The sequence below is a fragment of the Fibrisoma montanum genome (genome assembly GCF_003583365.1).
Lineage (GTDB): Bacteria > Bacteroidota > Bacteroidia > Cytophagales > Spirosomataceae > Fibrisoma > Fibrisoma montanum.
Map to the genome: position 1 here is coordinate 766,557 of NZ_QXED01000003.1, position 22,913 is coordinate 789,469.

Annotated in this window: 14 protein-coding genes; 9 read left to right on the forward strand and 5 right to left on the reverse strand. The window is 58.2% G+C overall.

Features of this window, described 5'->3' with window-relative positions; genetic code table 11:
- Positions 1 to 88: 88 nt before the first annotated feature.
- Both DYU11_RS13215 and DYU11_RS13220 read left to right on the forward strand, forming a co-directional pair.
- Positions 89 to 3,442, forward strand: coding sequence for a choice-of-anchor Q domain-containing protein (locus tag DYU11_RS13215; protein WP_158600278.1), 3,354 nt, complete (start codon positions 89 to 91; stop codon positions 3,440 to 3,442).
- Positions 3,443 to 3,616: 174 nt separating this feature from the next.
- Positions 3,617 to 4,576 carry a YjiK family protein gene (locus tag DYU11_RS13220; RefSeq protein ID WP_119668133.1) on the forward strand — a complete coding sequence of 320 codons (960 nt, stop codon included), beginning with the start codon at positions 3,617 to 3,619 and terminating at the stop codon, positions 4,574 to 4,576.
- 200 nt (positions 4,577 to 4,776) lie between these two features.
- On the opposite strand, the gene DYU11_RS13225 is transcribed toward DYU11_RS13220, so the two are convergent.
- Positions 4,777 to 5,649 (reverse strand): glycerophosphodiester phosphodiesterase family protein, encoded by an 873-nt coding sequence (locus DYU11_RS13225; protein ID WP_119668134.1) that lies wholly within the window; start codon positions 5,647 to 5,649, stop codon positions 4,777 to 4,779.
- Positions 5,650 to 5,860: 211 nt separating this feature from the next.
- Between DYU11_RS13225 and DYU11_RS13230 the strand changes: the two genes are divergently transcribed.
- From DYU11_RS13230 to DYU11_RS13245, 4 genes are all read left to right on the forward strand, one after another.
- The gene (locus DYU11_RS13230) at positions 5,861 to 6,880 is read left to right on the forward strand and encodes an LLM class flavin-dependent oxidoreductase (protein WP_119668135.1); all 1,020 of its coding nucleotides are present in this window, start codon (positions 5,861 to 5,863) and stop codon (positions 6,878 to 6,880) included.
- 324 nt (positions 6,881 to 7,204) lie between these two features.
- Entirely contained in the window at positions 7,205 to 7,528 is a 324-nt protein-coding gene (locus DYU11_RS13235; protein WP_119668136.1) for an ArsR/SmtB family transcription factor, read from the forward strand.
- Between the two features lie 6 nt (positions 7,529 to 7,534).
- A complete protein-coding gene (locus DYU11_RS13240) occupies positions 7,535 to 8,002 on the forward strand; it encodes an SRPBCC family protein (protein ID WP_119668137.1) in 468 nt (155 codons plus the stop codon).
- A gap of 6 nt (positions 8,003 to 8,008) precedes the next feature.
- A complete protein-coding gene (locus tag DYU11_RS13245; protein WP_119668138.1) occupies positions 8,009 to 8,590 on the forward strand; it encodes a DUF4256 domain-containing protein in 582 nt (193 codons plus the stop codon).
- Positions 8,591 to 8,620: 30 nt separating this feature from the next.
- Here the strand turns inward: DYU11_RS13245 and DYU11_RS13250 are convergent, their stop codons facing one another.
- A complete protein-coding gene (locus DYU11_RS13250) occupies positions 8,621 to 10,912 on the reverse strand; it encodes a fused MFS/spermidine synthase (protein ID WP_119668139.1) in 2,292 nt (763 codons plus the stop codon).
- A gap of 143 nt (positions 10,913 to 11,055) precedes the next feature.
- The gene (gene leuS / locus DYU11_RS13255; RefSeq protein WP_119668140.1) at positions 11,056 to 14,004 is read right to left on the reverse strand and encodes a leucine--tRNA ligase; all 2,949 of its coding nucleotides are present in this window, start codon (positions 14,002 to 14,004) and stop codon (positions 11,056 to 11,058) included.
- A 159-nt stretch (positions 14,005 to 14,163) separates the two neighbouring features.
- Between leuS and DYU11_RS13260 the strand changes: the two genes are divergently transcribed.
- Positions 14,164 to 15,981 (forward strand): hypothetical protein, encoded by a 1,818-nt coding sequence (locus tag DYU11_RS13260; protein ID WP_119668141.1) that lies wholly within the window; start codon positions 14,164 to 14,166, stop codon positions 15,979 to 15,981.
- On the opposite strand, the gene DYU11_RS13265 is transcribed toward DYU11_RS13260, so the two are convergent.
- The gene (locus DYU11_RS13265) at positions 15,916 to 16,992 is read right to left on the reverse strand and encodes a PorP/SprF family type IX secretion system membrane protein (RefSeq protein ID WP_158600279.1); all 1,077 of its coding nucleotides are present in this window, start codon (positions 16,990 to 16,992) and stop codon (positions 15,916 to 15,918) included. The genes DYU11_RS13260 and DYU11_RS13265 overlap by 66 nt on opposite strands.
- 148 nt (positions 16,993 to 17,140) lie before the next feature.
- Here DYU11_RS13265 and DYU11_RS13270 point away from each other — a divergent pair, with 148 nt between their 5' ends.
- On the forward strand, positions 17,141 to 20,545 hold the full coding sequence (locus tag DYU11_RS13270) for a PKD domain-containing protein (RefSeq protein ID WP_158600280.1): 3,405 nt from the start codon (positions 17,141 to 17,143) through the stop codon (positions 20,543 to 20,545).
- 198 nt (positions 20,546 to 20,743) lie between these two features.
- Entirely contained in the window at positions 20,744 to 21,925 is a 1,182-nt protein-coding gene (locus DYU11_RS13275; protein WP_119668144.1) for a S8 family peptidase, read from the forward strand.
- Between the two features lie 433 nt (positions 21,926 to 22,358).
- Here DYU11_RS13275 and DYU11_RS13280 read toward each other — a convergent pair whose 3' ends face one another.
- Positions 22,359 to 22,823: a hypothetical protein gene (locus DYU11_RS13280; protein WP_119668145.1), complete on the reverse strand. Its 465-nt coding sequence runs from the start codon at positions 22,821 to 22,823 to the stop codon at positions 22,359 to 22,361.
- Between the last annotated feature and the right edge of the window lie 90 nt (positions 22,824 to 22,913).

The following is a 22,913-nucleotide window of genomic DNA, read 5'->3' on the forward strand; positions in this document are numbered from 1 at the left end:
TGGGCTCCTGTGAATGGCTGTCAGGCGTACCGGTTTACCAGCAACCTATGCACGCTTAGTAGTTAAACCTATCTTTTCAAATTACTGTATGAAAAAACATTACCTGCTTTGTTTACTCGTCGGCTTGCTGTTCCAAGCCATCACCGGCTACACCTGTGGCCCCGGCAACCTGACGGCTACGGCTTCGCCCTTTGTATCGTCCAGCGACCTCAACCTGCCCAACACCTCGTCCGCCGTCAATGCAGGTGACCCAACCAGCATGACAGTAGCCAATGCACCGTACCCGGCCACGAATCTGCCCCGAACCGATGCCGCTGCTAACCCCCGCATTGTGGGAAACCGGGTGGATATGGGGGCGCTGGAAGTGCAGAACCTAACTCCTCCGTGCGGAACGGTTGTGTACGTAACTCAAGCGGGAGCCGGTTTGCAGAACGGCAGCAGTTGGGAGAATGCTTTCGCCGGCACGGCCCTGCAAACGGCCATCAACACGGCCGCTACCTGCGGGGCTCAGGTCTGGGTGGCCCAGGGCCTTTATAAACCCACGACAGGTAGTGACCCTACCATCAGCTTTGTGCTGAAAGAGGGGGTAGCCATCTACGGGGGCTTTGTGGGCAACGAAACCGCTCTCCGACCCTCCCCCAATCCGGTTACGGGGCAGCCCTCCAGCAGCACCCTCTCGGGTGATATTGGTACACCGGGTGATTCAGGCAGGGACAGTGACAACAGTGGCCATGTAGTTCGTAGCGAGCCGGGTCTCACGGCCAGCGCCGTACTGGATGGCTTTGTCATTACGAAAGGAAATGGCCAGAACGCTGTACTTATAGAACCTAATGCAATTAATTCTGTCGTGGGTGGCGGCCTTTATACTATTAGTGGAAGTCCCAGCATCCGAAACTGCTTTTTCATCGACAACTATGGAAGCGCCAATGGAGGAGCAATCTACAATGAAAATAGTAGTCCTATAATTACCAATTGTCGCTTTGAGGGTAATTCAGCAGGCGGGGTCTATGGCAGTGCTATTAGCAATCGAGGAACGGGAACAATAACGATCACCGGGAGCTTATTTGAAAAGCACACAGACAATGGCAACGGGGTTGTTTTCATCAGCGATAACGTTAAGCTAGTAGTCAGTAATAGCACATTTCGTCTAAACTTAGGTAGGATAGGCGGGGCTTTCCAGAATGAGGGTAATACGCAGATGGAACTCACCGACTGCTTTCTGGAAAACAATACGGCCAGAAATGGGGGGGCTATCTATCATCAAAGTAGCGGATTGCTGAAGCTCACCCGTTGCCAGTTTGTCAACAACCAGGCTCTAGTGAGAGATGGTGGAGCAATCTATTTACAGGGAGCCGGCTTAGAAGCCACGGATTGCCGCTTTACGGGCAACTCGTCTGTAGCTGAAGGGGGTGGGGTCTCATTTTCAGGTGGTGATCAAGCGCTGAAACTAACTAACTGTGTCTTTGAAGGTAACCGGGGAGAAGGAGACGGGGGCGGGGCGGTCTTTGTCAATAGCGGCTCAGCTACTATCATCAATACTCACTTTGCGAGCAACACCGCTAACCGGGGAGGAGCCGTGTTTTTCTATGGTGAGAATCATCAGGTGACCAACAGCTCCTTTGTAAACAACGTGGCTACTGAGCAGGGCGGGGCTATCTATGATGCTTCTACTTCCCCACAACTCACCAACACGTCATTCCAGGGTAACCAGGCGCTCCAGGGCGGAGCTATTTATAGTGAAGGCGGCAATGTTAAACTGGTTAATTCGGTGCTATGGAACAACGGGGGAGCCAATTCAATCGTGTATCCTTCCGGTGAGAGGCCAGTTGCAGCCAGCTACAGTCTCTTTGATGCGAGTGTAACCGGCTACGATGATGAGGGTAACAACCTCACCACCACCCTTACCCCCTTTGTGTCCACTACCTCTACCCAACTGCGGGACTGCTCAGTGGCCATCAACACCGGCAGCAACCAGGCCTACAGCGCAGCCAATGGGCCGGCTACCGATCTGGCGGGTGCCGCTCGTCAATATACTGGCGGGGTCATCGACCGGGGTGCTTATGAGTATCAGGGCAACCCCACTACGTTGACGGTGGTCAATCCGGCTATCAGCACGGCTACGGTGGGGCAGGCCTTCAGCCAGCCCTTCACAGCCCAGGGAGGCAGTGGTCCCTACAGCTACTCGATGGTCAGCAGTAACCTGCCCGCCAGCCTGAGCCTGTCCAGTGCAGGGGTGTTGTCGGGTACGCCAACGGAGGCCGGTAGCTACTCGATCACCGTACAGACCAGCGATGCCAACGGTTGCAGCGGTACCGGAACCGCCTACGAACTGACCGTGCGGCCCGCCAGCTCGTTCACCGTGGTCCAGGCCCCGGCCAGCCAGACCGCCTGCGTGGGCGGCCGCGTTACCTTCTCGGTGCGCGTCACCCCCGACCAGGGCGTTACCTACGCCTGGTACAAGAACAGCGCCGATCCCCGACAACCCATCCAGGCTACCACCCCTGACTATACTGTCGAGATTACGGACGGCGGCAAAGCCGGTCGCTACATTGTCCGCGTCACGGGGGCAGATGGTAGTGTCGTTGAGCAGCGGGAAACGTACTTGACGGTTAACCAGCGGCCGGTCCCTCCCCCGCCGACCTCCACCCGTCGCCAGCTGTGTCCCGACGCAACACCGGTGAACCTAGGCCAGTACGTGAGCCGTACGAACAACAGCTATACGGTACGCTATTACAACGCTGCCGGACAGTTGCTGCCCTCGTCCAATGTGGTGCTTAATCAACCCGGTACGTATCCATTCGCAGTTACCCAGTTTGATCCGGCCACCGGCTGCGAAAGCGTACCGACCAACTTCACGCTGACGGTTAATCTAACTACTCAGCTAGTCACGCCCCCCATCAACCAGACGGCCTGCTCGGGCAGCAATGTAACGCTGACGGTACAGGCTACCGGCACGAACCTGAAGTATGAGTGGTTCCGGGGCAGCGTGGCCAATCAAAACAAACTCGCCGAAAACGCATCCCGTCAGACGGGCACGACCACGGCTAGTTTAACGCTGGTCAAGGTGAGCCAGAGTGAGCCGTATTACGTGCGGGTGACGGGCGATTGCGGGGTGGTCGTCTCGGGGGCGATTGCCGTGACGGTGCAGAGCTGCGGGGCCCGTCAGGGCGTTAGTGAAGCGGTTGAGCCGGGCTTGCAGGTGCGGGTGCTAGGCAACCCGACGGCGGGTGAGTGGGTGGAGGTGGAACTGGCGGGGGTTGGCTCGGAATCGGTGCGTCTGGTGGTGAGTGATGAGCGGGGTCATGTGCTCAGCGAGCAGGGGCTGTCGGCCGGTCAGGGCGATGGCCGGCACCGGGTGCGGGTAGGTCAGGCAGCTGGTCACTACCTCCTGCTTGTAAGCACGGCTACGCGCCGACAGACGATCAGACTGCTCAAACACTAAGCCATCGGTTCGTTAATTACCTCACAAAAAGCCCGGTTTTCGGGCTTTTTGTGCAAAATGATACATAAGTGGCAATCCATGCAACAGGAGTGTTAGCACCTCGGGCCAAGAAGCCGGTACTTAGCAGCGTCTTTCAACCAGACACTGTCAACCAGATCAAACTAACGTAGTACCATGAAAAAGTCCGTTTACTTTGCCCTGGCCCTGCTGGGCCTCACCACACTATCCTGCCAACCGGATGAGGTCGTCGTAACCGAAACCGGCTCCGACGTCCAGGCCCGCCTTAGCGCCACGGCCAACTTTTCTGCCCGCCAGCAGCTTGGCACCGTCAAAGATGGCAGCCTCAACGAGATCTCGGGCCTGGCCATGAGCCGCACCAACTCGGGCTACATGTGGGTCCACGAAGACAGCGGGAACGCCAACCGGGTCTACCTCATCGACACCCAGGGCCGAACCGTGCTTACCCTGAACATGCCCGACGCCAACCGCGACTGGGAAGACATCGCCGTGGGCCGTGGCCCTCAGCCCAACACCTGGTATGTGTACGTAGCGGATGTGGGCAACAACAGCCTCAATACCAGCGTCGTCAATGTGTACCGCTTCGTTGAGCCCTCGATCGCCGGCCGGTCTCTGCCTACCACAATAAACCTGAGCAACAGCGCAGTAGAGAAGCTGGACTTTGCCTACGCCGATGGCCGCCACAACTGCGAAACGTTGATGGTGGACACCAACGGTGATCTGTACTTCATCACCAAGGAAGACTTCGGCGAAAACAAGGTCAGCAACCCCGTGAAGGGGGGCGTGTACCGGGCGGCTGCCGGTTACCGGGAGTCGGGCACCAACACCTTGACGCGTCTGAGCAGCCTGAACATCCTGACCGCGACGGGTGGCGACATCTCGAACAATGGCCAGGAAGTGCTGATCAAGAACTACAACACGGTGTACTACTGGAAGAAAAGCTCGTCCAGCCAGACGATTGCCCAGTTGCTGACAACGGCCCCCAGAACGCTGCCCTACACGGCTGAACCGGGTGGCGAAGCCATCGGCTGGAAGGTCGACGGGGCGGGTTACTACACCGTCAGCGAGATCAAGAACAACATCCCGGCGGCTATCTACTACTACGCCCGCCAGTAATCGCTGTCTATTTCTGTTGATAGACTGAATTTGGTGGGTTAGTTGCGTAGCAAGCCACGATGTCCTGCCCTCGCCGAACAACGAGTACACCCAAATCAGTCAGGGAATTGATTTTCGCTTATTATCCAACTATAGCCAAGCCCCGGATGGTCTTCGTCCGGGGCTTTTTATTGACAGACTAATTAGCCTTACTCTGGGAATCAATACAACACCTTGGCCATTTCGAGCGGCCGGTCGGTTGACATGATATCGACACCGTTCTCAACAAACTGCCTGTATACCTGATCGCCCCGGGCCGCGGCCTGCTTATCGAGGTTTCCGAGCGTACCGAGGATGCAGGCAATGCCTTTTTCGTGCAGAAACTGGTACAACGCCTTATCGGGTTCTTTCACCCCCACGAACGCGATCATGCGGTTATCGGGAACGCCCAGTTCGCGCAGCCGGTCGTATTCGGCCCGGTTGCGGATGGTGACCGAAATCATCAGGTTCGGATCGAGCTGGTGGACCCTGGCCGCGTCCTGTGCGTTATAAGTAATGACGGCGGCAATATCGCCGGTGCCGGTTTTGCGGATCATCTCCACCACCTTCGCAAACTGGACATTCCGCTTTACATCGAGGGTAAACGTAACCTTGTTTTTCCCCCAACGCAGCACCTCCTCCAGCGTCGGAATTTTGTAGGGCGTTACGTTACCGAGATTGTCTTCCAGGCGGTACTGCCGGATATCGGCGTAGGTTTGCTCGATGAGTTTGCCCGTACCGGTCGTGGTGCGGTCGAGGGTGGCGTCATGCATCATTACCAGCACGCTGTCTTTGGTCAGGTCGATGTCGCATTCGATAATCACCGGCCGCGTGGGCGTACCGATCTGCTGAGCCAGGTACTGAAACGATTCGATGCAGTTTTCGGGATATCCTTTCAGGTCGCCCCCACCCCGGTGGGCACTGATTTTAGGGGCCTGGTTCGGTTGGTAACGAAAATAGTCATACGCACTCTTTGCCTTACCGGTTGGTGTAGGTTTGGGAGAGCAGGCTGCCAGGGCGACAACCAGACTGGTCAATACGATACGGGTGTTCATGGCATTGATGAATAAGCCGCAAAAGTAGAGCCGCCGTGGCAGGAATCATAGCCACGTCTGTTATCGAATTGGGAATGAATTACGCAGCTGAACCGTTCTTTATTTTTAGTCATTACCTTATCAACCGTCAGTTGTAGTCCTCGGGAGCACCCACAGGAAAGGGTAATCAACGACCGGATGACTACAAATGGCGCTTTTGACTACATCACGTATGATTCCCTTTTCAATTCTGGACCTCTCCCCTATCGTAGCCGGCACCACGGCCACACAGGCGCTGCGCAATTCGCTGGATCTGGCTCAGCACGCAGAACAGTGGGGGTATAATCGCTACTGGCTCGCCGAACACCACAACATGCCGGGCATTGCCAGTGCCGCTACGTCCGTGGGCATCGGCTACGTGGCCGGGGGCACAAACACCATTCGGGTGGGTTCCGGCGGTATCATGCTGCCGAATCACGCTCCGCTGCTCATCGCCGAGCAGTTTGGTACACTGGAATCGCTGTATCCCGGCCGTATCGATCTGGGGGTTGGTCGGGCGCCGGGCTCCGATCAGGCCACGGCCCGGGCGCTTCGGCGTGACCCCATGAGCGCCGACTCGTTTCCGCAGGATGTGGTGGAACTGATGCGTTACTTCCAGCCCGACGACGATGCCAATCCGTTCGTGCATGCCGTTCCCGGCGAAGGGCTGGCCATCCCGGTCTGGATATTAGGTTCCAGCCTGTACGGAGCGCAGTTAGCGGCCATGCTGGGACTGCCCTATGCCTTCGCGTCCCATTTTGCCCCGGCCGAACTGATGCGGGCGCTGCACATCTACCGCACTCGTTTTAAGCCGTCGGCGCAACTGGCCGAGCCGTATGCCATGGTGGCGGTCAACGTTGTCGCGGCCGATACCGACGAGGAAGCCGAGCGATTGTTTACGTCGGTGCAGCAGCAGTTTCTGTACATTCGTCGGGGAAAATCCATTCAGATGCAGCCCCCCGTCGACGATCTGACTACGCGCTGGCCGGATTATGAACTAGCGGGTATTGAGCAGGTCCTGGGGTGTTCGGCCGTGGGATCACCCGAAACGGTTCAGAAAGGGCTCGCGAACCTCATCGCACAAACCCAGGCCGACGAGTTGATTCTCACCGCGCCCATCTTCGACCACCACGCCCGATTACGTTCCATAGAGATTGCGGCCCAGGTCCGTTCAACGCTGGCGGCTCAACAGGCCGTTGCAGATCTGCACTGACTTTGCCGGCACTACCCCTTACCATTACGCATGGCTACAAAAAAACAGCCCCGGCCGCAGGGCAGCCGGGGTGTTTGCTATGCACTTTATTCCTAAACCTTCCTCAATGACTTTGCTACGGGCTCGCCGTAACGACAATACAAAACTGGCCGATCGAGGTTAAAGCGTGATTAGTTTCACATTAATAGTCAATTATAAAACTGAAGCCGGCCATTGGCCGCCTTTGCCGACCCTCAGTTCGTTTATCGAAGGCCCGTTCGTATGACTTAATCCATTTGCGTAGTCAAATAACTACACGTATATTTGTAGTCAAATAGCTACGCAATGAATCTACGACGAGACGTATTTCAAGCCATTGCGGACCCTACCCGCCGGGCCATTCTTCTGCTCGTGGCCTCGCAGGCCATGACGGCCGGCGCTATTGCGTCCAACTTCGGTACCGCCCGACCGACCGTGTCGAAACACCTGCAAATCCTTACCGAATGTGACTTGCTCGCGCAGGAGCCAAACGGCCGCGAGATTCTCTACCGCTTAAATCCCGGTAAGCTGAAAGAACTGGCCGACTTCATTGAACCTTTCCGCAAACTGTGGGACGAACGGTTCAATACGCTGGAAACCATCATGAAAAACTACAAAGCCAGGGAGTAGGCAGCCATGACGCTAAAAACGAAAATCATTGCTGAAGACGGTAAGCAGGATCTGCTGATTACCAGGGAGTTTGATTTACCGCTGGACCTGCTGTTCAGGGCGTACGTGGAGCCCGACCTTGTTGCGCAATGGATGGGAACGAACGTGCTGAAGCTCGACAATAGAAACCACGGCAGCTGGCAGTTTGAAACGACCGATGCCCAGGGAAACGTCGTGTTTCGGGCCAATGGGGTTATCCACGAGTTTGTGCCCAACCGAAAAATCACCCGGACGTTTGAAATAGAGACCACCTCTTTTCCCGTACAGCTTGAGTTTCTGGAATTCGAAAGCCTCTCCGACCACACCAGCAAACTCACCATGCAGATCGTCTTCAAGTCGGTGGCCCACCGCGACCAGATGCTCCAGCTACCCTTTGCCCAGGGTCTGAATATGGCCCACAACCGATTACAGAACCTTGTAAGCCCATTAAATTAACTCATCATGTCCCAGACACGTACGATCAACCAACAGAAACACTTATCGCCGGAACAGCAGGACGATCTGCTCAGCGTTTTGAAAGCACGGTTTGAGAAAAACATGAACCGTCACCAAGGTCTCGACTGGGAGAGTGTACAGGCAAAACTGGCCGCTAACCCCGAAAAGCTGTGGGTGCTGGATGACATGGAAACGACGGGTGGTGAACCGGATGTGGTCGGGTATGACGCAACGACGGGCGACTACATTTTTTACGACTGTTCGGCCGAAAGTCCGAAAGGCCGGCGAAGTGTCTGTTACGACCGGGCAGCCTGGGAATCGAGGAAGGAACACAAACCGGCCAGTAACGCGGTGGATATGGCGGCAGATATGGGTATCGAGTTGTTAACCGAAGCGCAGTACCGGGAATTGCAGCAGCTTGGACCGTTCGACACGAAAACGTCGAGCTGGGTAAAAACACCCGATGCTATCCGGAAACTCGGCGGGGCGCTCTTCTGTGACTGCCGCTACGGCCATGTTTTTGTGTATCACAACGGCGCAGAATCGTACTACGGGGCCCGGGGGTTTCGTGGCTCGCTGAGGGTTTAACCATGGCTACCCTTCTCCCGAACCTCACACTCAGAATGCAGCGCGGTCGCTGGTCCGGATGCTGTATTCGTCGCGGGGAAACAGGTCGGTGTTGATTTCGCCGGTCACCCGGGTTCCGGCCGGCAATAGGCGCAGGTCCGCACGGTATTTCTCCAGCAAAGCCAGTATGTCGATGCCCGACCGGCCGTAGTGCCGGCGACTGAACGCGCTTCCCGCCCGCTGTCGGATGCTCGGCCAGTCGAGCCGGATGGGCTGGTTGCTGCCGATCAGCACCAGCCGGTCGCAGTAGGCTACGTACGGAAAAACCGACCGGAACGTATTCAGCACCCGGGCCGTGGGGCACCACGTAACGGCCAGTCCGCCCGGCTTCAGCCGCGACCGGATCAGCTCGAAATACTCCTGCGAGTAGACATTGCCCGAATACGCCGAACTAGGCCGCAGAGCGTCGGCTTCGATGACGTCGTAAAACACGTTCCGGTTGCGGATGGCGTAGCGGCCATCGCGAAAAATCAGTCGCAGTCGTGGGTCGCTCAACACGGCATTAACCGCCGTGTCGTTGGCCTGCGCGGCATATTCAGCCAGAACCTCAGCCTGGTTGCTGGCAATTTCAAAGCAATCGATTCGGCGGGTTTCGGCCCGACCGGCGATACCGTTGACCGTACCGGCCGATCCTAATCCAATGACGGCTACGTGTTCGGGTGTTGGGTGAATCATGACGGGCAGCGCACCCAATAGCGTGTGAACCTCGTCGATTACGAACGGCAATCCACTCTGACCCAGCCCGTTGACAAATACGACTCCACTAGCCCGGTTGGGGGCCATTTTGATCACCGATACCGCCGACTCATTTTCGTCGAACAGGAACGAGCCGGGCTGCTCGACCCCATTCAGCAACTGCCAGAATCGAGCCGGCCTGGGAATCGTCAGGATGGCAAGGAGCAGCAGCACCACGATTACCGACGTAGTTAACGGCCGCCAGTATTGCCGGGCGAACAGAATACCGGCATATACTACGCTGAGTGACGTAATAACCCGCAGCATCGTAGCCGTTCCATACAGCGGAAAGCCGACCCAGGTAATGGCCCAGGCACCCAGCGCCGACCCGACGATGTTGATGAACTGCAGCCAGCCGACCTTTCGTCCAACCTCAGCGTAGTTGTCCTGAATCAGCGACTGCGACAGGGCGAAGCTGAGACCCATCAGAAACGTTGGAACAAACAGCAGAAACAGCGGCACGGCCCCGTAGGTAAATACGCTGAACCCCGGGCTCAATATGGGCTCTCCGCTGGTAAAATAATCCCATAAAAACCGCAGCCCCGGCACCTGTCTCACCGAATTAATGAATACAGTAAGGGACAGGGCCGTGTATCCATACAGCACGGTCTGCGCCGTCAGGAACGCCCGCTCGCGCCAGGCCGCCGACCGACCGCTTCGGGTCAGCCAGGTGCCGACCAGCGTACCGATGGCCATGGAACCGAGGTAAATCGCCAGCAGCACCGAAAACGTAAGCGACACGGATTTGATGAGGATGTCAAGAACGCGGAACCAGATCAGTTCCAGCGACAGAGCCGCGAACCCCGACAGGAAATACTGCACCGACCAGGCCGTCAGCTCGGGCGTAAACGACAGCGGTGCCGGATTGCCGGCTTCGGTCGGGTCCACCGATTCAGCCGTACTCAGCCACCGCCGACCCAGCCACAACGCCGACAGGGCACAAATACCATTAAACGCGACACCCACCCAGATGGCGTTGTCGTAGCCCAGTCGCCGGACGAGCAGAAACCCGGTGAGCAGAGCCCCAAAGGCAGCCCCGAGTGTATTGATGAAATACAGCAGGCTGATGTAGCGGGCCTGCTGCCCCATGGTGCCAAACCGAAACGCCCGCGACAGCACGGGCAGCGATACGCCCATCAGAAACGTCGGCAGCAGCAGAACCCCAAACACTACCCCGTAGAGAATAACGGGGGAATCGCCCAGGGCCGGGGCCGATGCGTAGAGGTAGTCGTACAGAATCGTTTTGCTGAGAGCGGCAAATGCCATAATTCCGAGTTCAGCCCCCACGAAGTAGCGCAGGTTCGTTCCCGCTGACGACCGGTCGGCCAGCCGCCCGCCGACCAGATACCCCAGACCGAGACCACTCATGAACGCCGATACGATCAGGCTGATGCTCACCGTGTCGGAGCCGGTGTAAAACACCAGCAGCCGCTGCCAGACCACCTGGTACTGCAGGGCCGCAAAGCCGGACAGAAAAAAGAGGAGCAGAAGAATGAGGACAGGTATGGATAAACGACGTGATGAAGTGGTTGGTAGTGAGTCAATCATACGGGCAAGATAGGTAAGCAACGGCGAAACAAGTCATTATTGACCGGCTTTCCAAGCAGCTCACTCAGAATGCAAAGCGGGGGTAACTTCCATGAAGTTACCCCCGCTTTTGTCCGGGCCAAGCTCCCGCTTGGTCCGGACGGTTACACTACTACGTTCACGATACGTTTCGGCACGACGACAATCTTCTTGGGCTGCTTGCCTTCGAGCCACTTCTGTACGACTTCGTTGGCCAGCACTTCTTTTTCAATCTCGCTGGCGGCCCGGTCGATGGCAAAACTGATCGTGGTCCGCACTTTTCCGTTAATCTGAATGGGGTAATCGAACGCGTCCTCGACCAGATAAGCCGGGTTGAAGGTCGGGAAGCTGGCTTTAGACACCGTTCCGGGTTCGTTGCCCAGCGCGGCCCATAACTCCTCGGTAATGTGGGGCGCATACGGCGACAGGATCAGCACCAGGTCCTGCAGAATGGCCCGCTTGTGGCACTTCAACGCGGTCAGTTCGTTTACGCAGACCATGAACGCAGACACCGACGTATTGAACGAGTAGTTGGCAATATCCTCCTCGGCCTTTTTGATTGTCCGGTGCAGCACCTTCAGCTCGGCGGGGGTAGGCGCTTCGTCGGTCACTAACCACTTCTCCGTTCCATCCGAATTTTCGCCGTAGAACAGCCGCCAGAACTTCCGGATGAAGCGGAACGTACCGTCGATGCCGTTGGTGTTCCAGGGCTTAGCCTGCTCCAGCGGACCGAGGAACATTTCGTACAGCCGCAAGACGTCGGCTCCGTACTTCTCCACGATCATATCGGGGTTGACGACGTTGAACTTCGACTTCGACATCTTCTCAACCTCCGCTCCAACGCTGTAACGGCCATCGGGTTCGGTGATGAATTCGGCACCCTCGGTCAGATCAGGGCGCGACCGTTTGAAGGCGTCAATATCCAGTACGTCATTTTCAACCATATTCACGTCAACGTGCAGGGGCGTTACGTCGTGGCCGTCGAGCAGGCTCTGCGAGACAAAAACCGGAGCCGTTCCCTCTACACCCGTACCTTTCACCCGGTACACAAAGTTCGACCGGCCCTGGATCATGCCCTGGTTAATGAGCTTCTTAAACGGCTCTTCTTCCGGTACGTAGCCCCGGTCTTTCAGGAACTTGTTCCAGAAGCGGCTGTAGAGCAGGTGGCCCGTTGCGTGCTCGGTACCGCCGATATACAGGTCCACATTCCGCCAGTAGTTGATCGTTTCCTTCGACGCGAACGAGGTTTCGTTTTTCGGGTCCATGTAGCGGTACCAGTACCACGATGATCCCGCCCAGCCCGGCATCGTACTCAGTTCGTATTCGTAGCCCTCACCCCGGCCCTCTTCCGAAGCGGGAGAATTATTTCCCTTTCCTTTCGGATGATACCGCCAGCCCTCGGCGCGGCCCAACGGTGGCTCACCGGTTTCGGTCGGCAGATACTTGTCCACGGCGGGTAATTCCAGCGGCAGGTCGCTTTCGTCGATCAGGTACGGCAACCCGTCTTCCCCGAAATACACCGGCACGGGTTCACCCCAGTAGCGCTGGCGGCTGAATACGGCGTCGCGCATCCGGTAGTTGACTTTGCCCCTACCCAAGTTACGCTCTTCCAGCCAGGCAATCAGGGCTTTCGTAGCCTCCTGATACGTCATGCCGTTGATAATGCCCGAGTTGATATAGTGGCCTTCCTTGGTGTTGTCGGCCTGCTTGTCGAGGTCTTTCTGCGCGTCGAGGATCGGCACAATCGGCAACCCGAAGTAAGTCGCAAACGTCCAGTCGCGCTGGTCGCCCGACGGTACGGCCATAACCGCACCCGTTCCGTATCCGGCCAGTACGTAGTCGGCCAGCCAGATGGGCACCTTCTCGCCGGACAGTGGATTGAGGCAGTAGCTCCCCGTAAATACCCCCGACACGGTTTTGGTATCGGCCATCCGGTCGCGTTCGGAGCGCATTTTAGCCGCATTGACGTATGCTTCGACGGCGTCGCGCTGCTCGGGCGTGGTCAGTTGCGGCACCAGTTCATGTTCCGGCGCTAGCACCATAAACGTAACCCCATAGATGGTGTCGACACGGGTGGTGAAGACTTCAATGAAAGGAGAAGAGGAGGAAAGGAGGAAGGGAGAGAGGGAAACAGCATCCGAATTGCTTTCCTCCTCTCCTCCTTTTCTGCTTTCCTCCTTAACTAATGGAAACCTAACCGACGCGCCTACGCTCTTACCGATCCAGTTGCGCTGCTGCTCTTTCAGGGATTCGGACCAGTCGATGGTGTCCAGGCCGGTCAGCAGGCGGTCGGCATAGGCCGTGATGCGCATCATCCACTGGCGCATCAGCTTCTGCTCCACCGGGTAGCCGCCCCGCTCCGACACCCCGTCTTTCACTTCGTCGTTGGCCAGTACGGTGCCCAGCGCCGGACACCAGTTCACGACCGCGTTGGCCAGGTACGTCAGGCGGTATTTCAACGTGATTTCGTACGACTCCCGCTTCGACATGGCGTTCCACTCGGCGGCAGTGAAGGTGGGAGCCGGTCCGCCGTCGCGGTCTTCGTCGCAGACGGCGTTCACATCCGTCGTGCCGTTGGTCGCGAACTTCTCCAGCAGCGTTTCAATCGGCTCGGCGCGGTCGGTGTCCTTGTTGTACCACGACCGGAACAGCTCCATGAAAATCCACTGCGTCCATTTGTAATACGATGGATCGGACGTACGGACTTCGCGGCTCCAGTCGTAGCTGAAACCGATATTTTTCAGTTGCTCAATGTAGCGGGTAATGTTCTGTTCGGTCGTAACGGCCGGATGCTGTCCTGTCTGGATGGCGTACTGTTCGGCGGGCAGACCAAAGCTGTCGAAGCCCATCGGGTGCAGTACGTTGAAGCCTTTCAGCCGTTTGTACCGCGACACGACATCCGACGCGATGTAGCCCAGCGGGTGCCCCACGTGCAGCCCGGCCCCCGATGGATACGGGAACATGTCCAGGACGTAGTATTTCGGTTTGTTGGGTGAAATATCGGTGCGGTAGGTCTGGTTTTCGTCCCAAAACCGCTGCCATTTCTGCTCGGTTTCGCGGTGGTTGTATTCCATACGGATGGAGAAGTCGTCTAAAAAGAACCCAAAGATAACGGTTTTCGACCGATTGCGGGCGGTTCAGCCCGGAACTGAGCGTATTACCGGCTTACCCCGAAGGAATCCATCCAAAATTGGTGGAAGGTTTTTTACTTTGCATGGCCACCGGCTCTGAGCATGCGCAAACATTTTATCTGGTATAGTTCATTAACCATCCTGACGGCGGTGCTGAGCGCACTGGCCGTCGGGAATTTCTGCCTCCCCCTCTCCGATGGCGACGATACGGATCAGTACGAATACACCGGCTATTATTTGTTCAGGAATCTCTCCTTCCGGCCGTGGCCAACGCTTGATTTAGTCAACAACCAGACCTTTTACCCCTACGGCACCACGCAGGTGTTTCTGCCCTGGGGCTTTGAGCGGGACTGCTGGTACGCGCTGGGCTACTGGCTGTTCGATGGGCCGGGGCCGTTCCTGCAATATTACTACGTCGTCAGTCTGGTCATCACGGCGGTCGGTACGTTCGCCTTGCTGCAACCGGCGTTTGGCGTGGGCAAATCGTTCCTGACGGGGCTGGTGGTGTCGGTGTTCAATTTCTACGCCCTCTGGAAGTTTCCCGTGCACATGAACGTCTGCGTTGCGCACTGGACGGTGCTGTGCCTGGTAGCTACGTACCGGCTGCTGTTCGACCTGCTCAACCGGCGGCCGGTGTCCCTGGCGTTTTTGCTGGTCTGGGCGGCCCTGCACGTGCTGTCGCTGGGGCTGGAACTGGGCTACGTCGCCGGCTTTGCGCTGACGTTCACGACCCTAAGCCTGCCGGTGATGGTATACCTGCTCGTTCGACGCTTCCCAACGCCCCGCGACTGGCTGGCGCAGGGTATTCGCTACGTAACGAGCGAGCTGCACCGACAGCCGGTGCTGAACGGTCTCCTGCTGGCGTTGCTGGTAGCGAGCCTGTACCTGTACCTGCCGCTCACGCTTCAGATTGCCTTCACGGCCTGGCAATTCGATTTTGGCGATGTCCCGGAGCTGCGGGCCTGGTCGCATCCGCTCCGGCTGTTCATGCCGTACCTTCCCGGCCTCGACAGCCTGGCGGCTTTTGACAACCACTGGTTCAGCGACACCTACGAAAGCTACGGCCAGGGCAGTCCGGGCCTGTACGTGGTGCTGCTGGGTCTGGCTGGCCTCTGGCAGACCCGTCGGCAGGTTTCTCTGTGGCTACCCATCGTGGCCATGCTGACCCTCTGCCTGCTGTACCATCCGGTGGTGCTGCCCACCCTGAAAGTCTTTCCCTGGTTTAGCTTCAACCGGCACGGCGGACGGGCATCGCTGGTTTATCCGGTACTGTTCTGTCTGATGGCCTTGCCCCTCCGCTGGCCCAGCCACCGACCAGCCCTTGCCGTAGCCGGCCTGATTGGTTTACTGATGCTGGGCGAATGGTACCACGGCTATCACCTGCGGCTCTTTGTGCCAACGGATGTGGTATCGCCCAATACGGTACGGTACTGCAACTACATTCGGGCGCAGCCCGGTGAAGCGGTGCTCGACTGGCCGTTCTGTGTTGTCGGGGCCAATGGCGTGGGGGCCCGCGAAGGACTCTGCCCGTTCTATGAGGAACAGAACGCCGTATTTACGTTCCGGCGGTTTTACGACAAGAAGGTAGTGGGGCAGTATTTCGGTCGGCTCCACCCCGACCAGATCAGGCCGTTTCTGAGCGACCACTGGCCGCAGTGCCTGAATCCCGATCGCTCGTTTACGGAGGCCGACTGGCAGTTTTTCGATACGTATCTGCGGCAAAACAACTTCGCGGGCATCAACCTCTACCCCGATCTGCTGACCGCCGAAGCACGAACGGCGTTCTACCGGCGGTATGGCCCGCCCGCCATCGAAACCCGGTTCCCGTCGGCCGGCCGGGTGCAGTTCATTCCGCTAAAACTGCTGGCACTTCCGCGCCCGGCGGGCGTTGGCGCGTCGACCCGAGAAGTCGAACAGTGAGTCGAAGCCGTACCAGATCGAGATTTCGTGGGCTCCCCCACTGGCCCAGCTCAGCGTCGACACCGTGATGTCGTAGCTATACTGGATCATGAACGTATTGAGTTGGAGGGCCGTCAGCAGTACGACCGCATCCCGCTGGGACGTTTGCTGGTATTTCCGCATGGGAATGCCCCGGTACCAGACACCGAACATTACCGGCGAGTACGTCAGGTTAACGCCAGCATCAAGCTGCCGGTCCATGCCCTGCTGTCGATACTGTGCCGTGAACCCAACGCTGCGGTCGATGCTTTCTTCGTTGCCCAGCCCCCGCGGCCGGATTTTCCAGTTGAGGGGTATGCGCAGGCCGGCCTGCAACCCAAACCGCTGCCCCAGTACGTCGTAGCGCGACAGCGAGCGCCCGATGTGGTGGAGCGTTCCGCCGAGCCAGTACGACTGGAGATTGCCGTTGCGGTCCTGAAACTGATGTTCCAGCACCACCCCCGACGAGAACCCGAAGAACGTCTGCCGGACACCCGCCACCGACAGCGGATCGATGCTGACCGGATTGGTCAGACCTCCCGACGAAAACTGGTCGACGAATGAGAGCCCATCGGGGTTGTAGAGCCCCGACGTCACCGTGGCCTGAACCGCTCCGATCAACCGCATCACATCCGCTCCGTCTTCGAACAGCGTTACGTCCGGCGCGAGCTGGCCACTCAGGGAACTGGATTGCCACGCGCTGCCCTGCCGATCGTGGATGGCCTGCCCACCCCAGCCGATGCCGATCCGCCCCCGGTCGGGCGCAACGTACGTATCGAACGACGCAGCTACGGTCTGGTAATTAGCCCCGAGCGCCGGCCACTGGTTGCGGTAATTCAGGATGAGCCGGGAGGCACCGGCTCCCCCCGCGAAGGCCGGATTGTGGTAGATGGGGTTGGCGTAAAACTGCGAAAACTGCGGATCCTGGGCGAAGCCTGTTACCGACAGGCTGCCAACGGCCATTAAGAGTACAGGAAGTGTCAGGCGATTCATAACATGGTTGTGGATAGCCATGAATTACTCAATAAACCGCCTAAGTAACAAGGCTATGGGCTTTTATTTGTTACCCAACGTTTTTCGAATGCTTTTGTCACGGCCAGGCCTTATCTTGCCTGTTCATCCACCCATCCATTCATTCCGTATGCCTTTTGTAGTCCTGCTCCGCCGGACCATGCGCCTGCTGGTCGGCTGTCTGTTGCTGGGGTGCTCGTTCCCTTCTTTTGCGCAACTGGTTGAACTGGATGCCTGCTCGGGCAACCTCGAACGCTGCATCACCGAAGCCGATACCCTCTACGAGATGTGCTTCAACGTGAAACCGGCGCCAACCTGTGCCTTCAAGAAATTTGAAATGGACTGGGACGACGGCAACAAGGAAACCTTCAACCAGGCCGGTCCGCTCCAGATCAAGCACGTGTACGACCTGCGCAGTTTTATCAAGAATTGCGGAAACGGCAGTAACCGGGTCTTCAAACTGTTCATCGTTACGGACTGCCCCGGCGACAACAAAGGCGTTCAGCTTACCTTCAAGCTGAAACCCCGGGCCGATTTCAAAGTGCCGGACGCCTGCCGGAGCCAGGCCGTTTATTTCCAGAACCAGAGCTGCCCCATTACAAACGACACCGAGTTTGCGTGGGACTTCGGCGACGGCACCACCTCGACCAACGTATCGCCGTCGCACACCTTCCCGACCACCCAGTCGAACTATACCGTCAAGATGACGGCCACGAACAGCTGCGGCATCAGTACCAAAAGCGTGTCGGTACCCATCAAAAGTACGCCCGTGGCCAGCTACACCACGGCAGGGTACACCCTGTTCAACCAGGATACGGTCGTTTGCCTGCCCAACGGCGGTACGCTCACCCTCGACGGCACGGTCTCCCTCGACGAATCGCGGTACCGGTGGACAATCAGCCCGTCGTCGTACCGATTCATCCAGAACACCAGCAGCAGTTCGCCCATCACGAAAGTTCAGTTTACGACCACCGGCGAGTATACCATCACCCTGACGGCCCTGAACGACTGCGGTACGTCGGCCCCGCTGATCTGCAAACACCGCGTCGAAGACCTACCGGAAGTGAACCTCGCGACCCAGCCCGATGCCTGCGAACCGATCAGCTATTCCCTGACCACGCCCACCCCGGGGGCTACGTACACCTTCAACGGACAGCCGCTGCCCCCCGGCACGTCGGTTAACGCGCCGGTATCGACCGCACCCTACATCGTTCGGGGCGAACTGAACAGCCGGTGTGGCCGACGTATCGTCGCCGATACGTTCTTTGTACAGGCTCCGCAGGCGGTACAGATCACGGCCCCGGGCCGAACAACGGCCGTGTGCGTCGGATCGGCCCGGTTTCCGGTGCAGGTCAATCTGCCGGGCGGCACCTGGGAAGGCAACGGGAAAGCGTACCTCGAAACACAGGGCAACAACGTCTTTTTCAATCCACGTACCGCCGGCGAGTACAGCCTGGTTTACCTGCGGGGTACCAGCGTCTGCCAACGCGCCGACACCATCCGGATAACCGTCGAAGGGGGGCAGGTAAGCGTCCAGAACGTAGCCGCCTGCGATCGCGTTTCGTTCGTCAAACTACAGGGCAGTCCGGCGGGCGGCACCTGGCGCAGTGCGGCTTTCCCGAATGCCATCCGCAACGATACGCTCTTTCTGCAGGGGGTTACGGGCGACATCATCGGGCTAACCTACGAATACAACTTCGGCCAGTCCGGCTGCCCGGCCCGGGCCAGCGCGACCGTCAGCATCGGGCGCCCCCGCGCCGAGTTCACCGTGTCGGGCGTCTGCAGCGGCTCGGCCGTACAGATTCAGAACAGCTCCAGCGGCAGCAGTACGTTCCAGTGGTCGCTCAACGGCCAGACCATCTCCACCGAACGCGTCCCTGCCCTTACGTTGCCCCCGGGCACGAACCGGCTGCTGCTCAGGGTGGGCACGGCGGGCTGCGTCGACACGACCAGCCGGGTGCTCAGGATTGTGGCCGCGCCGACACCCATTACGTTCACCCCCAGCCAGACGACCGGCTGCTCCCCGATGACGGTCTCGTTTGCCCTACCCGGAACGGCCAACCCCGACGTGCAGTATACCTGGAACTACGGCAACGGCACCACCAGCCAGGCCTTCCAGGCCACGTCGCAGACATATCTCAACCAGACCCGCCAGGCCCAGACGTACCGCGTCGTGCTGACCGCCAGCAACAGTTGCGGGGTGCAGTCGTATACAGCCACACTGACCACCCGGCCGCTCGTACTGGCCGAGATCGGCGTCGATTCGACGACGTTCCGGTGTTCGCCGGCCCGCATCCGGTTCTCGAACCGCTCGACCGGCCAGACCCAACCCGCTACGTGGCTCTGGGATGATGGTACCTCCCCGCTGTCGTCAACGGCCGATACGCTCTCGCACCTGTTTTCAGCCCGCGACAGTACCCGTACCTTCCGGGTTCAGCTGATCGCTGCGGGCGAATGTGGCCGCGACCGCGATACGGTGGCCATCCGCGTATCGCCGAGTCAGGTGAAAGCCCTCATGACGCTGAACAAACCCGAAGCCTGCCCCGGCGAACCGATTGCGTTCCGGGATGCCACCACGCCCAAACCCGACCGGGTGATCTGGCGGTTCAGCGACGGCACCGTATCGACCGACCCCAATCCGCAGCACAGCTTTCCGCAGCCCAACACGACGTACACCATTTCGCTAACGGCCCTGACCGCCTGCGGCTACGATTCGACCCGCCGAACGATACGCACCACCCAGCCCCCCGCGGGCGATTTCCGGACGGGGGCTCCGTTTACCTGTACCGAGCAGGCCATTCGGTTTACCAGTCTGGCCAATCCGGCAAACCGGTTCCGCTGGGATTTCGGCGACGGTTCGGCTCTCGACTCGGTCAATGTGTCGCCTGTTCATACGTACCAGGGGGTGGGTAACAAAACCGTCACCCTGACCATCTTCGGCTCATCGGCCGCCTGCAAAACAGAAATCAAAAAGCAGGTCGACGTACGGGCGAAGCCCAAAGCCTCGTTCACGATCGAAGGCGGACAGGAGCTGTGCGCGCCGGCCACCGTTCGGCTGGTCAGCACCACCACCGACGCCAACCAGTGGCAGTGGTACCTCAGCGACGGCCGGACGCTGGCCGGTGCTACCGTAGAGGTACCCCTCATGCCGGGGCAGTACGACGTATCGCTTGTGGCTTCGTTCAACGGCGTCTGCCGCGATTCGGTAGGGCAGCGGAGTGTGCTGCGGGGCATCTCCTGTGCGGTCCATGCTCCGGACGCCTTTACACCCAACAAAGATGGCATCGGCGACCTCTGGACCCTGTTCGGCGAAGGCATCGACCGCATCCGGCTCCTGCGCATCCGCAGCCGCTGGGGGGAAGTCATTTTCGAGGGTAAGGATTTTCCGGCCAACAGCCAGCAGGCCAATGAGGGCTGGGACGGTACGTTCAACGGAGTGCCGATGCCGGCCGGCGCCTACACCTACGAAGCCGATCTGCTGCTGAAAGGTGAAAAATCCGAACGATTCGTCGGCAGCCTCACGCTGATTCGCTAACCAGAGCGGGTTGGTCGCTAAAATCGGCAGAATGGCCGCGACCAACCCGCCGGACGTCTCTTTGCCGCGTTGATGAACGCACCAAAACCAGCGATTTTACGTTTAGTAAACAGCCACTTTCCGGGGCAGACAACCGCATGATCTGACAGCTCTACGCGTATTCTTCTCGTTTTTTACTCCACTTGTCTGTTCGTACCCATGCGATACGTTTCGTCTCTGTCAGCCTTCGCGAAGGCTGCCTTTATCGGGCTTGGTCTGCTCGGTTGCCAGGCCGATCAGGCGATTGAGCCCACGGCCCTTGCGGCCGACTGCCTGGTCAAAGCCTCTGCCAACAACGGGCAGATCGTCAGCGGCTCATACATTGTCACCTACAAACCGGAAGCGCTGCCCGGCAGCAGTGCCAACGCCCGGATGGGTGTAGCTGCCGAACAGCTACTGACCCGCTATCAGGTTGCCGACACCCACATCGATGTACTGGCTACCGGCCAGCAACCCAGTTTCCTGGCGCACCTGACCGAAGCCGAATCGGCCCGGCTGCAGCAGGACCCCGCCGTTGCCCTGGTAGAGCCCGACCGGATCATGTCCATCTGCAACTGCGTGGATATTGCCACAACCAGCACCCTGTCCTGGAACATCCGGCAAACGGGCTACGGGCGAGGTGACCTGCAAACCAGCAAAACCGCCTGGGTGATCGACACGGGTATCGACCTCGACCACCCGGACCTTAACGTGGATGCCGAACGCAGCGTGTCGTTCATTACCGGCAAAACCCCCGACGACGAAAACGGGCATGGAACGCACGTAGCAGGCGTTATCGGCGCCCTGAACAACAACATCGGCGTAACGGGCATTGCCTCGGGCGCCCGGCTGGTGTCGCTCAAGGTCCTGAACCAACTGGGCGAAGGTCGCCTGTCGGGTATAATTCAGGCGGTGAATCACGTGATCCGCAACGGACGCTCCGGCGACGTCATTAACCTGAGTCTGGGCGGTGAGGGAACGTCGGCGACCCTCGACCGGGCCATCCGGCAGGCCGCCGATCAGGGCATTCTCTTTGCGATTGCGGCCGGCAACGATAGCGAAGATGCCGATACGTATTCCCCGGCGCGGGTGAACCACCCCAACGTGTTCACGGTATCGGCGATGGACCGCAACAACCAGTTTGCGTCGTTCTCTAACTTCGGCAGCAGCGTGGATGTGTGCGCCTATGGCGTTCGGATTTCGTCTACCTACAAAGACGGCCGGTACGCTACGTTGTCGGGCACCTCGATGGCGGCTCCGCACGTAGCGGGTCTGCTGCTGATCCGGGGCAGCAATCTTCCAACGCGTGGTTTCGTGCAGGGTGATCCCGACGGCCGTGCCGATCCGGTTGCGGGCGAGTAAGTTCGTTCGTTTGGATAAGGAACCCGAGCAACCTGCCTGTCAGGCGTTTATTGCAACCGCTGGCCTATTTTGAGCATTTGTTGCACATATTCCTGCCTAAATACTTGCCTTATTGCATTTAGGCGTCTATATTTATCCGAATATTTCAAAAAAGTCTTTCTTTGTAACAATTTCCGCGGGCCGACTTCGGCCCCACACACGTCGAATTATTCAGGTTGTATTCATATATTCAGCAAAAAAGGCTCTTTCCAAGCGATTAAGGGCCTTTTTTCTTTTTATCGGCCATAGCCACGAACGTCCTGATACGGAAACGCATCGGCTTCCGGCAACTTCGTAACGGATTACAAATGGCAAGCCGGTTTCCTCGGCTTTCCGGCGAGTTCCCTGATCCAGAGTGGGTAGTCACGAGGTTAGATGCCTTATCAACACTACCTCACGATAAATATTGGTGAATAGCTGCTGCCCAGTCTTCCAGGTTGTCGGCATACATCCGGTCAATCGATTGCTGGTTGAGCCGGTTACCCAACTGGTTCAGACCAAGATACGTGTAGGTAACATGAGTCTGAGTCTGGTCGGCGCTTAGCGAAACACACTGAACGGTTATTGTCCAGTACCGATTGGGGGTAAAAACCAGGTATTGAATCAGATGATCCGCCGGAACGTACTGATTGACCCGCCATATATAATCTAGTTCCTCCTGGTCGTATGCCTTCGTCCTGAACGTCGTGCCTTCTTCAATCACTTCGGCAGACGGGTAGATCAAAACCGGTTCCCAGCCCTCTGCCCATTTCCGTTCTTCGAAAGCGCCAAAAAGCGGGAATACGGTATCGACTGGTGCGTTGATGATAAAGGATGCAGTCCTGGACACCCTTTCGGCTGTAATGTCTTTGTTGTTCATGAGGGTTGTAGTAACGGACAAATACTGCACAGGTATTCTTTCTTCTGTACCGGCTGGCCGAAGTAGATCTTTGGCTTTCTGAATCAGTTT

What these genes read in the sequence shown, in the direction of transcription:
- DYU11_RS13245 (WP_119668138.1), top strand. Translation starts at nt 8,009, where the DNA reads ATGTCCCAGACACGTACGATCAACCAACAGAAACACTTATCGCCGGAA.
- DYU11_RS13270 (WP_158600280.1), top strand. Translation starts at nt 17,141, where the DNA reads ATGCCTTTTGTAGTCCTGCTCCGCCGGACCATGCGCCTGCTGGTCGGC.
- DYU11_RS13275 (WP_119668144.1), top strand. Translation starts at nt 20,744, where the DNA reads ATGCGATACGTTTCGTCTCTGTCAGCCTTCGCGAAGGCTGCCTTTATC.
- leuS (WP_119668140.1), bottom strand. Translation starts at nt 14,004, where the DNA reads ATGGAATACAACCACCGCGAAACCGAGCAGAAATGGCAGCGGTTTTGG.
- DYU11_RS13240 (WP_119668137.1), top strand. Translation starts at nt 7,535, where the DNA reads ATGACGCTAAAAACGAAAATCATTGCTGAAGACGGTAAGCAGGATCTG.
- DYU11_RS13280 (WP_119668145.1), bottom strand. Translation starts at nt 22,823, where the DNA reads ATGAACAACAAAGACATTACAGCCGAAAGGGTGTCCAGGACTGCATCC.
- DYU11_RS13235 (WP_119668136.1), top strand. Translation starts at nt 7,205, where the DNA reads ATGAATCTACGACGAGACGTATTTCAAGCCATTGCGGACCCTACCCGC.
- DYU11_RS13220 (WP_119668133.1), top strand. Translation starts at nt 3,617, where the DNA reads ATGAAAAAGTCCGTTTACTTTGCCCTGGCCCTGCTGGGCCTCACCACA.
- DYU11_RS13265 (WP_158600279.1), bottom strand. Translation starts at nt 16,992, where the DNA reads ATGAATCGCCTGACACTTCCTGTACTCTTAATGGCCGTTGGCAGCCTG.
- DYU11_RS13225 (WP_119668134.1), bottom strand. Translation starts at nt 5,649, where the DNA reads ATGAACACCCGTATCGTATTGACCAGTCTGGTTGTCGCCCTGGCAGCC.
- DYU11_RS13260 (WP_119668141.1), top strand. Translation starts at nt 14,164, where the DNA reads ATGCGCAAACATTTTATCTGGTATAGTTCATTAACCATCCTGACGGCG.
- DYU11_RS13230 (WP_119668135.1), top strand. Translation starts at nt 5,861, where the DNA reads ATGATTCCCTTTTCAATTCTGGACCTCTCCCCTATCGTAGCCGGCACC.
- DYU11_RS13215 (WP_158600278.1), top strand. Translation starts at nt 89, where the DNA reads ATGAAAAAACATTACCTGCTTTGTTTACTCGTCGGCTTGCTGTTCCAA.
- DYU11_RS13250 (WP_119668139.1), bottom strand. Translation starts at nt 10,912, where the DNA reads ATGATTGACTCACTACCAACCACTTCATCACGTCGTTTATCCATACCT.